18 protein-coding genes are annotated in these 13,268 nt (G+C 48.6%); 17 read left to right on the top strand and 1 reads right to left on the bottom strand.

The genetic code is table 11. From position 1 onward, the window contains the following. Window positions 1-12: 12 nt before the first annotated feature. From DYH48_RS17790 to DYH48_RS17715, 17 genes are all read left to right on the top strand, one after another. Entirely contained in the window at window positions 13-231 is a 219-nt protein-coding gene (locus DYH48_RS17790; RefSeq protein ID WP_115335513.1) for a helix-turn-helix transcriptional regulator, read from the top strand. After that, window positions 218-595: a hypothetical protein gene (locus DYH48_RS17785; protein ID WP_106649461.1), complete on the top strand. Its 378-nt coding sequence runs from the start codon at window positions 218-220 to the stop codon at window positions 593-595. Before DYH48_RS17790 ends, DYH48_RS17785 begins: the two co-directional genes overlap by 14 nt. An 8-nt stretch (window positions 596-603) precedes the next feature. Beyond that, the gene (gene orn, locus DYH48_RS17780; RefSeq protein WP_115335512.1) at window positions 604-1,218 is read left to right on the top strand and encodes an oligoribonuclease; all 615 of its coding nucleotides are present in this window, start codon (window positions 604-606) and stop codon (window positions 1,216-1,218) included. Window positions 1,219-2,138: 920 nt separating this feature from the next. Continuing rightward, window positions 2,139-2,672, top strand: coding sequence for a lysozyme (locus tag DYH48_RS17775; RefSeq protein WP_115335511.1), 534 nt, complete (start codon window positions 2,139-2,141; stop codon window positions 2,670-2,672). Next, a complete protein-coding gene (locus DYH48_RS24015) occupies window positions 2,653-3,156 on the top strand; it encodes a hypothetical protein (protein WP_115335510.1) in 504 nt (167 codons plus the stop codon). The genes DYH48_RS17775 and DYH48_RS24015 overlap by 20 nt, the downstream gene beginning before the upstream one ends. Next, window positions 3,038-3,286, top strand: coding sequence for an Rz1-like lysis system protein LysC (gene lysC / locus DYH48_RS24130; protein WP_370452679.1), 249 nt, complete (start codon window positions 3,038-3,040; stop codon window positions 3,284-3,286). Before DYH48_RS24015 ends, lysC begins: the two co-directional genes overlap by 119 nt. Next, entirely contained in the window at window positions 3,267-3,602 is a 336-nt protein-coding gene (locus DYH48_RS17765) for an HP1 family phage holin (protein ID WP_012586805.1), read from the top strand. Before lysC ends, DYH48_RS17765 begins: the two co-directional genes overlap by 20 nt. Continuing rightward, entirely contained in the window at window positions 3,556-4,089 is a 534-nt protein-coding gene (locus DYH48_RS17760; protein ID WP_012088279.1) for a terminase small subunit, read from the top strand. Before DYH48_RS17765 ends, DYH48_RS17760 begins: the two co-directional genes overlap by 47 nt. Continuing rightward, window positions 4,064-6,061: a phage terminase large subunit family protein gene (locus tag DYH48_RS17755; protein WP_115335509.1), complete on the top strand. Its 1,998-nt coding sequence runs from the start codon at window positions 4,064-4,066 to the stop codon at window positions 6,059-6,061. Before DYH48_RS17760 ends, DYH48_RS17755 begins: the two co-directional genes overlap by 26 nt. Window positions 6,062-6,103: 42 nt before the next feature. Next, window positions 6,104-6,310, top strand: coding sequence for a DUF6148 family protein (locus DYH48_RS17750; RefSeq protein WP_012196681.1), 207 nt, complete (start codon window positions 6,104-6,106; stop codon window positions 6,308-6,310). A gap of 49 nt (window positions 6,311-6,359) precedes the next feature. After that, on the top strand, window positions 6,360-7,934 hold the full coding sequence (locus DYH48_RS17745; RefSeq protein WP_115335508.1) for a phage portal protein: 1,575 nt from the start codon (window positions 6,360-6,362) through the stop codon (window positions 7,932-7,934). After that, complete coding sequence (locus DYH48_RS17740; protein WP_256613092.1) at window positions 7,843-9,909, top strand: ClpP-like prohead protease/major capsid protein fusion protein; 2,067 nt, start codon at window positions 7,843-7,845, stop codon at window positions 9,907-9,909. The genes DYH48_RS17745 and DYH48_RS17740 overlap by 92 nt, the downstream gene beginning before the upstream one ends. An 80-nt stretch (window positions 9,910-9,989) precedes the next feature. Continuing rightward, window positions 9,990-10,313 carry a DUF2190 family protein gene (locus DYH48_RS17735; RefSeq protein ID WP_106649470.1) on the top strand — a complete coding sequence of 108 codons (324 nt, stop codon included), beginning with the start codon at window positions 9,990-9,992 and terminating at the stop codon, window positions 10,311-10,313. After that, a complete protein-coding gene (locus DYH48_RS17730) occupies window positions 10,306-10,650 on the top strand; it encodes a hypothetical protein (protein ID WP_115335507.1) in 345 nt (114 codons plus the stop codon). Before DYH48_RS17735 ends, DYH48_RS17730 begins: the two co-directional genes overlap by 8 nt. Before the next feature lie 2 nt (window positions 10,651-10,652). After that, window positions 10,653-11,222: a hypothetical protein gene (locus tag DYH48_RS17725; RefSeq protein WP_115335506.1), complete on the top strand. Its 570-nt coding sequence runs from the start codon at window positions 10,653-10,655 to the stop codon at window positions 11,220-11,222. A 15-nt stretch (window positions 11,223-11,237) separates the two neighbouring features. Beyond that, on the top strand, window positions 11,238-11,663 hold the full coding sequence (locus DYH48_RS17720; RefSeq protein WP_105251452.1) for a hypothetical protein: 426 nt from the start codon (window positions 11,238-11,240) through the stop codon (window positions 11,661-11,663). Further along, the gene (locus DYH48_RS17715) at window positions 11,660-12,379 is read left to right on the top strand and encodes a phage tail tube protein (RefSeq protein ID WP_106649474.1); all 720 of its coding nucleotides are present in this window, start codon (window positions 11,660-11,662) and stop codon (window positions 12,377-12,379) included. The genes DYH48_RS17720 and DYH48_RS17715 overlap by 4 nt, the downstream gene beginning before the upstream one ends. A gap of 91 nt (window positions 12,380-12,470) precedes the next feature. Here the strand turns inward: DYH48_RS17715 and DYH48_RS17710 are convergent, their stop codons facing one another. Next, window positions 12,471-13,055, bottom strand: a complete 585-nt coding sequence (locus DYH48_RS17710) for a Rha family transcriptional regulator (RefSeq protein WP_115335505.1) — start codon at window positions 13,053-13,055, stop codon at window positions 12,471-12,473. Window positions 13,056-13,268 lie beyond the last annotated feature (213 nt).

Here is a 13,268-nt window from a genome sequence, read left to right as displayed (position 1 = left end):
TAAGGTGGTTTTATGAGCAATCGGTCAGCAATCATTCTAAAAACTGGGCGTGGTATTAGGGGCTTTAGTCAGCATGAAGTGGCTGAGATTTACGGAGTTGATCGCCGTACTTATCAGCGATGGGAGAGCGGCAAAAGCAATGTTCCTTCTAACCATTTTCTTGCCATCTTGGATGATGTATTTCATTTATCGATTGAGCAGATCACGGAGGTAGCGAATGAGGCCATCTAATTTAAGAGTGACATTGGTTGCTGATGGGCGTGATGACTTGGTCAACATGAAAGCCCTTCGTGCTGGGCTCAATGCCTGGGGGCGTTATTGGGCGTTCCAAGAACTCGGTAAAGGTTTCACTAATCGTAGTGCTTGCGATAAGTTAGGCGAGGTGCAGGTTTATGGATGTGCGTTGGTTAGGGAGTTGAGCGTTCCTAAGCATGTGGTCCAGTTCGATAGGATGATTGAGTGTTTATCGCCAAATTGTATTCGGGCGATTCGCACCTGTTACGTGTGCAAAGGCCAGTGGGCATTGATGGGGTTCGATAGCAAGAAGTCGTATGTGTATTGGTTGAGAAGGGCAGAGATTCAATTAGCAAAGTGAGGTGGGTGATGGAGCAATTCTTTTTGTTTGGAGATTTAGAAACGGGTGGACTGAACGGCCGCTTAGACAATGGGATGCTGGGTATGGAGTATTACCCTATCTTTGAGCTGGCCTTTATCGTGACTGATAGTGAGTTAAACCAAGTGGGTGAAGCGCTGCACGTTGTTGTGCATCAAGACGATGAACACATTGCAAGGTCACATGAGTGGGCGATAGATGTGCATACCAAGAGTGGGTTGTTAGCTGCTGTTCGTGCCTCATCAGTATCGTTAGCACATGCTGAGCAGATGGTTATCGAACACCTGAAAGCACTGGGAATACCTAAGCATGACCGTAAAGCTAAGACTGGTGTGGTGTTTGCTGGTAACTCAATCATGTTTGATCGTTCGTTTATCATGTGCCAAATGCCTGAGCTTCATGAGTACATGCATTACAGGCAGCTAGACATATCAGCAATAGGGCTCGCAGCTAGAGCTTGGGCGCCAGAGGTTGAGCGTAATGCGATTAAGGCTAAGCAGTATCAGCATGAAGCCTTAGCCGATATTCGGGAGTCGATAGCGGAACTCAAGTACTATCGCGACGAGTTGTTTGGTTGTGAAATATCATCTTTGTCAATAGGTTAGGCGCGGTCTGTTCAAATGAGAATGGCTATCATCAGAGCTAGATGCGACCTATTATCATCACGGGTCCTTCCGGCTCGATTCACTGCGGGGGCAGTGACGCGCAATGCTTCACTACATATGAGAATTTTGGGGAGGTTGGTTGTTGTTTTATGAGCCCCCTAAAATCTAAAGAAATTCAAGTAACAAAATGTTAACCTATCATTTTGATTTATCTTAATTTTATTAAGTGTGTGCCTAGTGATGTTTGATGGTCATTTTTGCCGCCGAATATAACAACTTTGTCAGATCGTTTTTTGATCCTTCGATCATCCAGTTTCCCCTTATCTGAATTTTTTACGTGATGACCATTTTCTTGGCGTTGGGAATATGGTTCTCATGGTTCGTGTTGCCTACCGCTGAAAATAGCTAAATCAGTTAAGTGATAAGTAAAATGTAAATTCAGCTAAATGCTTTTATCACTCAAATCACTTAAGCGATAAGTAAAACGATAAATCCTCTGTGATTAAGTTTTCACGTATCACATATTTACAAATTCCGAAACGGCACTTTTGTCGCTTTATGCGGCACATTTGCCGCTTTCAAGGCCCTTAAAATCGAGTACATTTGTATACGCTTGCTAAGGTTACATTTATTCAGTCGCACGTTATTTCTCTGCCAAGGGCTCCTTTTAGGGGCCCTTTTTATTTGGCGCTATTTCTTGTTCGCAAACATCCAAATAGCTGTTCGTTAGCTAACCCCCGCTGAAAAAAAGCGGTCGCTGCAATGGTGGTCGTGGTGGGTATGTGTTGCCGTGGTGTTTGACATTGCCGCTACGGACGTTGAAAGACACTAAAAACATCAGCTGTTAGAGGCGGCTACCTCACCGTTGATCTAACCGTTGGCCGCGCTAAGGCTAACCTAATTTTAAAGGAGACTGACCTATGTCATTAAAGCAAAAGCTCATGGCACTGGGGCTTTCTTCTGCTGTCGCACTGGCGGGGGCTAATTTGATTGCCCCCGCTGAAGCGCCGAACGGCGAGCCCATTCTGCACACCTATCTTGATCCGGTGGAAGTTATCACCGCTTGCTTTGGGCACACTGGCACCGAGCTTGAGCTAAACCAGTTTTTTAGCGAGCAGCAATGCATTGAAATGTTCGCCAAGGATTTAGGCAAAGCCGATCGGCAGCTGCGGCGGCTAACGTATCCGGTGCAACTTACCGAAGGTGAGCACGCTGCTTATCTCAGTCTGATTTACAACTTTGGTGCGGGTAACTTTCAAACCTCCACCTTGCGCAAGCTGTTACTGCGCGGAGAAAGGGTGGCCGCTTGTCACCAGCTCACCGAGGCATGCGGTAAACACGGCTGTAATGGTTTTGTCTATGCCGCTGATATCAAGTTGCCTGGCTTAGTCGAACGCCGCAAAAAAGAACGTAAAATCTGCTTAAAGGATTTATATGTGGAACAAAATCATTAATGCCACTGGCTCGCTGCACCTGTATTTAATCGCAGCGCTCATCATAGTGATAACGCTACTTGGCCTTAGCCTTACCGCTGTTAAAGCTGATCTCGCGTTAAAAAACTCGCAGATTGAAACGGCCGCCGTTAACCAGCGAATGCTGCAAGATGATCTCACGGTTGTTACCGATGAACTGCAAGCGCAGGCCAAAGAACGTGACAGGCTCGCTAAGGATTACGCCTTTGCCTTAGCGCTCAATGAACAAACCGCTAAAGCCAAGGCCGAGATTGATCGCCAGCTTGCTGATCAGCGAGAAGCCATTAAAAAACTAAGGACCTCAGCCAATGAACAAACCCGAAGTTGGGCTAATACTGCTGTGCCTGATGATGTTAAGCGGCTGCTCAAACACGCCGCCTATTGCGCGCACCGTAGTCACCAAGCAGACCCAATATGTGTTACCGCCGCAATCATTAATGAGCCAGTGCCTGCCAGCCGAATGTAGTTCAGATGCTAATGCCGATCTGCCCGATTGCATCATTCAACTCTTAGCCGTGATCGCCAAGTGTGATACCGATTGGCAGAAACTCGAAACATGGCGAATGGAAAAACAGCATGAACAATCCATACATTAATGATGTGACCACTCAAAAATCGCTGACTTTTAGCGCTTATGTATCGTCGCTCATGAGCACAATTGGAGGTGCGTTTACGTTGAATGAAATCGCCATTTTGCTCGGGATATTCTTCGCGCTCGTCACCCTATTAGCCAACGTTTTTTATCAGGAGTTGCGCCGCCGCCGTGAGCAACGTCAAACAGATAAGGACGAACTACGCGCCCAAGAGTTACACCGAGCGGAGATGCAGCTGAAAGCAGCACTGTTAAAACAGGTAGATGAACACCATGGCACGCATTCAACCATCACCACCCGAGCCTGTTCTACTGAGTAAAACCGACCTATGCAAAAGCCTTGAGATCAGCACCCAAGCGTTTGATAAGTGGGACGTGCCAGTGCACAGCAAGCTCGGTCGCGTGTGTTTATACAAAATGGCCGATGTGGTGGGTAACAGACTTGCCAACGAGCGTAAAAAAACCATCACTAAACCCGATGAAGATGATCCCGATAAGCCAGATATGGACTACGAACGCTGGCGCTTAATCCGAGCCCAAGCAGTTGGGCAGGAGATTAAAAACGAAAAAGACCTCAAAGAAGTGGTCGAAGTTAATTTTGCTACCTTTGTGCTAAATCGCATTGCTGCGCAAATTGCCCCAGTGCTCGATCAAATACACATACGGGTAAAACGCAAATTCCCCGACATTCCAGAACGCACAATCGACGCTATCAAAGCGGAGGTGATTAAAAGCCAAAACACCGCCGCCGATCTTGCGGAGGGCATTGAGGGTTTATTAGATGAGTATATCGGCCGCGCAGATTAAAAATCTGAAAGCTGCCGTTGCTGCTGGGCTGCGTTCGTTCTATCGCCCACCGATGCTCACCTGTTCTGAATATGCCGACGAGCACTTTTACATGTCGTCGGAGTCCTCTTACACCGAGGGTAAGTGGGAAAGTTTACCGTTTCAAATTGGCATTCTTAATGCCATGGGTAATGACCAAATCAGCACGCTTAACTTAATGAAGTCAGCGCGTGTCGGTTACACCAAAATGCTGATGGCTAACGCTGCTTACAAGATTGAACACAAAAAGCGCAACGTGTTGATCTATCAGCCTCGTGATGGTCAAGCCAAAACCTTCATGAAAAAGCACGTTGAAACGGCGATTCGTGATATCCCTGTGTGGCGATCGCTTGCGCCTTGGATGGGGCGCAAGCATAAAGACAGCACGCTAGAAGATAAGATTTTCACCAACGGCAAAACGCTGATGGTGCGCGGTGGTACCGCTGCAGCTAACTATCGCGAAATCTCCACCGATGATGTGATCTACGATGAGCTAGCGGGTTTTGATGAATCCATCGAGCACGAAGGTAACGCCACATCGCTTGGTGATACTCGTATCGAACTGTCGATGTTTCCTAAGTCGATCCGCGGTTCAACGCCTAAAGTGCTCGGTACCTGCCAGATTGAAAAAGCCTGCAGCGAATCACCGCACTATTTTAGGTTCAACTTACCTTGCCCACACTGCGACGAACTGCAGGATTTAAAGTGGGGCGGCCCCGAAGAAGCCTTTGGGATTAAGTGGCATAAAAATGCCAAGGGTGAGCACGATCCAAGCACAGCCTATTATCTGTGTGAGCACTGTGGTTGCTGTATCGAAAACAATCAGCTCGATGATATGGAGCTGCACCCAAGCGCAGTTTGGATATGCGAAAACACCGGCATCCACACTAAAGACTTTTTAGACTTTTATGATGCCGACGGAAACGACATCACCACGCCGCCCAATATCTCGATTCATATCTGGTCGGCCTATAACTCGCTCAACAGCTGGGCGAAACTGGTTACTGAGTTCTTTAAAGCCAAAGGCGATAAAGAAAAGCTGCAGACTTTCGTCAACACTAAGTTAGGCCAGCCATGGGATAACGACAACGGCGAGCGCTTAGAGTGGGAAGAATTAGCGAAGCGCCGCGAAATGTACCCGAGTGGCAAAGTGCCTAATTGGGTGGTGTATTTAACTTGCGGTATCGACACCCAAGATAACCGTTACGAAGGCCGTGTTTGGGGCTGGGGTGCGGGTAAAGAGGCGGCGCTAATTGACCGCTTTATTCTCCATGGTGATCCCGCTGATCAAGTTCTTAAAGACAAAGTGGCTGAGCGTATTGCGCAAAGCTATGCCCGTGCCGATGGTGTTGTGCTCAATATTGGCGTAGTGGGTTGGGACTCAGGCGGCCACTATACCGATGACGTTTACGCCATGAGTAAAAAGCTTGGACTAATGCGGGTTATACCCATTAGAGGTGCCAACGTTTACGGCAAGCCGATCGCCAACTTCCCCCGTAAGCGAACCGCCAAAGGCGTGTACTTAACGGAGGTCGGTACCGACAACGCCAAAGAGTTGTTGATGTCGATGTTGCGGATTGCCCCTGATGTGGATGTGCGCAAACCTGGTGCGATTCACTTTCCGCTCAACGAAGCGGTATGTGATGACGTTGAGCTGCAACAGCTCACCAGCGAACGCAAGGTGCCGGTGCGCCAAAACGGGCGGATCATCTATAAATGGGACAACCAAAAGCGCCGCAACGAGGCGTTAGATTGTTTCGTTTACGCCTTGGCCGCGTTGTATATCGCGATAGAGAAATTCGGCATTAACCTCGACAAACTTTCACAAGTTACCCCGATCGCCATATCAAGCGACCAACCCAAAGAACCAAAACCCAAAGCCGTAAAACAGGCCAATGCAAATGCTGCTTACCTAAACGGTGGCGGTGGTGGCAGTTCTGGCGGTTGGCTGTAGTTAATCGGCTGTCGTAAATAGCATAAAGCCAAGGATAACAGCATGACCCAAACCCAATGCCAACAGATGATCGATGCGTACTTTCAGGCCGAGCTTGATGTGTTAGCAGGCAAGCAAACCACGATCAACGGCAAAACAATGACCACCGAGGACCTAGGCGAAATTCGCAAAGGTCGGCTTGAGTGGGAGCGCCGATTAAGTGCCTTTAGCCGCCCACAGGGTGGCGTCAAGTTAGCCAGCTTTAACTAATCAAGCCGCATTAATAAGGCACTTCTAAAAATATAAGTCGGAGCAACACATGAGCATTATCAATGATGCGCTGGCGATATTTGCCCCGCGTTTAGCATTACAGCGTGAAGCGGCCGCAATGAGCTACCGCAACCTGAAAGGGTATGAAGCCGCCAGCCCAAGCCGCACGCATCGCGCTAAAAAGGAAAGTCGCGGGGCTAACCAAGCGGTATTTGCCGCAGGTAAAAGCCTGCGTGAGCAAGCGCGCTGGTTAGACGAAAATCATGATCTCAGTATCGGCATTCTCGACCGGATGGAAGAACGGGTGATCGGTGCCCAAGGGATTGTGGTTGAACCGCAGCCGCGCAGTATTAGCGGTGAAATCCTTGATGACTTAGCTAACGATATTCAACGCCGTTTCGGTGCATGGTCGCTTAAGTGTGATGTGACGGGCCGCTTTAGTCGCCCTGAATTAGAACGCTTGGTGTTACGTAGCGCCCTGCGTGATGGTGATGTGTTCGGCCAGCATGTGATGGGTAAAGTGTCGAAGTTCGGCCACCCAAATGAGCAAGGCACTCAATACAGTATTGAAGCGTTAGAAGCCGACTTTATCCCCTACGAGTTAAACGAACCAGCAAAGCGGGTACGCCAAGGGCTTGAGGTTAACGGCTGGGGCCAAGTGGTTAACTATCACGTATTGCTCGATCACCCTGCGGATCAAGTCGGCTTTCGCTACAAAACCAAAGTGATACCAGCATCGAGCATGATGCACTTAGGCTTATTTAAACGCCTGCACCAACTGCGCGGCGCTTCGTTATTCCACGGCATTTTAACCCGCCTTGGCGATATTAAAGACTATGAGGAATCTGAGCGAGTAGCGGCTCGGATTGCGGCCGCGCTGGCGTTTTACATCAAGCGCGGTGATGCCGCCATGTTTGTTCCTGACTCAAGTGGTGAATCGTCAAGCCGCGAAATCCCCATTGCACCTGGCATGACCTTCGATGATCTCAAGCCCGGTGAAGATGTGGGCATGATTGAATCAAACCGCCCTAATGTGCACTTAGTTGATTTTCGTAACGGTCAATTAAAAGCCGCCGCAGCTGGTACCCGTGGCAGCTATTCCAGCATTGCCCGTGACTACAAAGGCAGTTATTCAAGCCAGCGCCAAGAGCTAGTTGAGCAAGACGAATCCAACCGAATTATGCAGCAGTGGTTTTGTGCTGGCTGGTCGCGGCCTGTGTTCCGCAATTTTCTCAAAATGGAAATGCACAACAAGCAGGACCCATTAGTGCTACCGCCTGATCTCGACATGCGCACTTTATTTGATGCCGTGTACTACGGGCCCACCATGCCATGGATTGACCCACGCAAAGAGGCCGAAGGCTGGGAAATGATGATCGCTGCCAACGTCGCAACCGAGGCCGATTGGACTCGCGCCCGTGGCCGTAATCCTGCAGAAGTAAAACGCCAGCGTAAGCGTGAGGTGGATTACAACCGCGAAAACAACATGGTCACGGCCAATGACCCCGACCCCTCGCTAGGAGATCCTAACAGTGAAAAAGACCCCAATAGCATCAGCAATGCTAAGCGCAATGCTGCCAAGCGGAGCGCTGAGCGTGCCCGTCGCAACGCTGAACCAGAGTAATAAACCCGCCAATAGCTGGTATAGCCTCAAAGCCCAAAACGGTAATGCCGAGTTAATGATCTATGACGAGATTGGCGGCTGGGGCATTAGTGCGCAACAGTTCGCCCGTGATCTAAAGGCCCTAGGCAAAGTGGGCACCATTACCGCCCGTATTCATTCGCCAGGCGGCGATGTATTCGAAGGTATGGCGATTTACAACATGATCAAAGGCCATCCAGCGCACAAAGTTTGCTACATCGATGGCCTTGCTGCTTCGATGGCCAGTGTGATTGCCATGGCTTTTGATGAAGTCATCATGCCTGAAAACGCCATGATGATGGTGCATAAGCCTTGGGGTGGAACTCTCGGTGATGCTGAAGATATGCGCAAATACGCCGACTTGCTCGATAAGGTTGAAGGCAATTTAGTGGGCGCCTACCAACACAAAACAGGCTTGTCAGAAGATGAACTTCACGCCTTATTAGCCGCTGAAACTTGGTTAACAGGCCGCGAAGCAGTGGAAAAAGGTTTTGCCAACACCCTCACCGATCCGCTGCAAATGGCGGCATCACTTAATTCAAAACGTCTTAAGGATTTTACTAATATGCCTGAAGCTCTCAAAAACCTGTTTGCACCGCAGGGTAACAGTGCTCCCAACCCACTCGTGCCAGCACCAGCAGCACCTAATGCTCAGTTGCCTGCGCCTGCAGCAACACAACCTGATACCACAGCTATTCAAGCGGCTGCGATTGCGTTTAATACTGAGCGTATGAACGGTATCAATGCGGCATTTACTTTCTTTCCTGAGTTAGCAGAGTTACGTAATCAGTGTATTGCCGATGCCAACATCAATGCTGATAAAGCCAAAGACATGATCTTGGCAAAGTTGGGTGAGAACACTACACCGTGCGCTACGTTACCTCGCACGACTATTTATGCGGGTAACGGCAATATCGTTGGTGACTCGATTCGCGCTCAGTTAATGGCGCGTTCCGGCCATGCAAAAGCTGAAGCTAGCAACAACTATTCGAGCTACACCATGCTTGAGTTGGCGCGCGCCTCACTGTTAGATCGCGGTATCGGCTGCGCTGGATTCAACAAAATGGATATGGTCGGCTTAGCCTTTACACACAGCTCAAGCGACTTTGGCAATATCCTGTTAGATGTAGCTAATAAATCAGTGTTAATGGGCTGGGAAACCGCCGAAGAAACCTTCGAGCGTTGGACCAAAAAAGGTCAACTAGGCAACTTTAATATAGCCAAACGTATCGGCCTTGGTGACTTTAATAGCCTGCGCCAAGTACGTGAAGGTGCGGAATACAAGTACGTCACCGTTGGCGACCATGCACAACAAATCGCGCTGGCTACCTATGGCGAGTTGTTCAGCATTACTCGTCAGGCCATTATCAACGACGATATGAGTATGTTGACTGATATTCCAATGAAAATGGGCTTTGCCGCCAAAGGTACCATTGGCGATTTGGTATATGCGGTATTAACCAAAAACCCCGCAATGGCTGATGGCAAAACGCTGTTCCATAATGAACACGGCAACTTAGGTTCCGGTGCGCCAAGTGTGGCGGCTCTCGATGCCAATCGCATGTTAATGCGTAAGCAAAAATCGGGTAATCGCCACCTGAATATTCGCCCTGAGTTTGTACTGTGCCCTGTAGCGCTTGAAACCACGTTTAATCAGATCATTAAGTCCAGTTCTGTTAAAGGTGCCGATGTGAATTCAGGTATTGCTAACCCAATCCAAAACTTTGCCGAAGTGATTGCTGAGCCTCGTTTAGATGATAACAGCGCGGTTCAGTGGTTCCTTTCTGCGGGTCAAGGCCGCGACACCATTGAGGTGGCTTACCTTGATGGCATCGACACACCTTACATTGAGCAGCAACAGGGCTTCACTATCGACGGCGTCGCCACCAAAGTGCGTATCGACGCGGGTGTTGCACCGCTTGATTACCGTGGCTTGGTGAAATCAACAGGCGTGTAAACAGCGCTAAACCGACATAAATGGGCTATCAAACGATAGCCCTTTTTTATTCAGTTTTGTTTTTAAGCAGGAACACTCTCATGAAAAATTATGTGCAAGATGGCAAGACCATTAGCTTTACGCCCACCGCCGCAGTTGCCAGTGGTGAAGCGGTATTACTGGCCACATTGTTAGTTGTGGCGATTGGCGCCATTGCCGCAGATACCGAAGGTACAGGTGTAACTGAAGGCGTGTTTGAACTCCCTAAAAAATCCACAGATGTGGTCGCTTTAGGTGTTGATCTGTATTGGGACGACACCGAAAAAGAACTGACCACCACCGCCACCGACAATACCAAAGTCGGTAAGGCGTGGTTGGCAGCTGGCAATGGCGCCGAAACCGTCTGGGTGAAGATCAATGCCTAACGTTGGCAACCACTTTGCCGATCGCGTGCGGGGTAAAATGGTGCGGCTGTTTCAGCGTTTGGCTGACCCGTGCCTTTTTACCCCAAGCGATGGCTCCGCGCCATTTACTCGCCTGGTGAGTTTGGATGATAACGGTGCAGAAATTGCGGCCTCTTCTAATGAATATATTCCCGAGCTAATCAGTCGTGCTGAGTTTTTACAATCCGAAGGGGCGGTAAATTCTGGTGATGAGTTTGCGATAGGTGAGGGCACTAGCGTCCAGCAAGGACGGCTCACTCAAAGGGTAAGCATGGATTCGGTCAGCGTGGCCTTTATCTATATTCAGATTGAGGCCTAGCTATGGCACGCATAAAGATTGAAGGCATGGAGGCGGTAACAAAGGAACTTAACCGCATTCGTGATGCACAAGCGCCAGCGATTAATCGGGCGATTGAGGACTCGGTAAAGTTTGGTGAAAAAGCGGCGGTCGATGCGATCTTCAACAAGTATGGTTTCAATTCAAAAAGCTATGTAGAAAACTTGATTAGCTACAGTGTAGACCCTCGAAATTTAAAGGGTTTCGTTACAGCCCGTTACCGCTCGAGTTCCTTAACCCGCTTTGCTTCAGGCAAAAAACGGATAGGTAAAAATGGGAGGTCAAGAGCTGATGGTCACATCATCCGTTCGTTGCGCAATGAACCACACTGGTTTAAAGGCACTTTTACCTTTATAGGTAGAAATGGCAATTTTGTAATGTACGAGCGTCATCGAGGCGAAAAGTGGCGCACCTTTAAACAAGCAAAAGATAAAGGGATTAAGGCTAAATATGGCCCTTCTGTCTTACAAGCTTTCAGAGGCGTGGAAGAAGATATTGAGCCACCAATTATTAAGCATCTACGCGAACGCTACGGCCACCACGCTAGCCGTTAACTAAGAGACAAACTCATGATCCAAGCAATCTTAGACCGCCTCGGGCTGGTTGACGGCGCCACTGTACGTGAAGGTTTTTATGTGCAGTCCATTGCCAAAGAAAGCAAGTTCATCTTTTTGCAGCCTTATACCGATGCCTTTGACGCTAAAAATGGCATTGATAAATATAAGGATGATCTGGTGCTGCAAGTGGTTGCTGGCGTAAAACTCGCTAAAAATCCGCAACCAACCAGTGAGCTAATCAACCTCGTGCGCGCTATCCGAAGTGCATTCTATAAAGATGAACGCTTCCCTGAAAAACCTAGCTGGTTGCCCTCGGTGATCAGCTTTAAAGAGACAGAGCCCTGCAAGTACATCATGCCCGAAGCCCATGAAGAACACGGCCTAGCGGTGTTCACCTTATCCCTTGTTAATACCGTTAAATTTGGAGACTCACTATGAGTGAAATAGTAACCGAAAGTTACATCGGCTCAGCGATCGTCTATATCGATGGCCGTGACTGTGGCAACGTGAGCGGCGTAAAGCTCGCTATCGAACAAGAAACCAAATCCTTGCCCAACTACCGTGGTGGCGGAGGTTATGCCGATGAAGTCACGTTGATTAAATCTGTAAAATTAAGTGCGACCTTTTACGATTTTAACAACGAAAACTTAGCACTAGCTATGCGCGGTAAGATTGATGTATTAACTGCAACACCCGTCGCAGATGAAGAAATTATTGCTGTGCTCGATGGCTTAGCACAAACCGCAAAAATGATTGATACCAGTATCGCCCCAGTTGTTAAAAATGAAGCGGGTGATGTGACTTATGTACTTGATGAAGATTATGTTGTCAGTGCCGCAGGTATCCGCGCGTTATCGACTGGCGCCATTACAGCAGGCCAAACATTAACCATTGGCTACACCAGCCAAGCGGGTAATGCGTTGCAGGCATTAACGGAATCAGGCAAAACGGTCAGTGTGGTTGTTGACGGTATTAACGACTCAACCGGTAAACCGTGGATGCTGAAGTTTTATAAGTGGAAGCCCACACCCACATCAGGCTTAGACTTGATCGGTACTGATTACGGTAGCTTCGATATTGAAGGTGCTGTACTCGCTGACAGCTCAATCGTTGCCACGGGTAAGTCTAAGTTCTTCGTCCGTAGCGCAGCATAACCTGTCTCAAACAAAAGGCTCACAGCATTTATTCAATACTGTGGGCCTTTTTGCTAGGTTAAAAACCAAAGCAATAACAACGCTTTGCTTTTTAACTTAACCGTGCTTGCTCGCGGCCAATACGCGCGATACAGGCGATTTGTTGGTTAGCGGCTTCGCTAATTTCGATTAACTGCTCAAGGGATAAAAAGCGTGGTTCGCGGATATAGTTGACCAGCTTATCGCGCCGAGTGACAAACTGATCATCATCGATGGGCTGCGAGCTGACAATTTTACCGCCTTCCCATGTAAATAACATGCGTTGACGTTCAAACGGGCTTTGGGTGCGGGAGAGGCGGGCTTGGGCTTCGTTAAAGGCATTAATGAAGTTGATCTTCAGTTCGGCGGCTTTGGCCCCCGTAAAACCCATGACTAAAAACATAAACCCGTCTTTGGTCATTTGGTAACACTTTAAATCGCGCTGACTGGTTCCAACCTGTTGATTTTGCACGTTAGCCCAAAAATGGGCTGACGTAAATTCACTGGGAGCTTCGACAAGTATTTCGTCAATTTTGCGCAAAACATGGCTGTGCCGTTTGCCAAAATAATCGGCAACGATCAGCGAGCTAGTAATGGTTTGCAGGCCGTTAATAAATACCAGTTGTGCGGGGGTGTTTTTAGACTGTTGTAGGTTCATGGGTGACACTCCTGTGATCGAGATAAATCATCACCAGTCGGTCTCAATCTAGTGGTGATGAGCTGAACGGGGTTGAGACTACCGCATCACAGGAAGCGGCCAACCCGAAGGTTGCCCCGCCCAGCTCACCATAGAAGTGGTGCGCCGAGTCACGCAATAAAAAACCAGCACTAGGCTGGCGACATGATTGCGCCTGTGATATTGCGGGGTCTC

Origin of the sequence: Shewanella baltica (assembly GCF_900456975.1) — a bacterium.
In the GTDB taxonomy this organism is placed as follows: domain Bacteria; phylum Pseudomonadota; class Gammaproteobacteria; order Enterobacterales; family Shewanellaceae; genus Shewanella; species Shewanella baltica.
The sequence above is the reverse complement of the archived record's forward strand: the minus strand, read 5'-3'. Positions and strand labels throughout refer to the sequence as shown.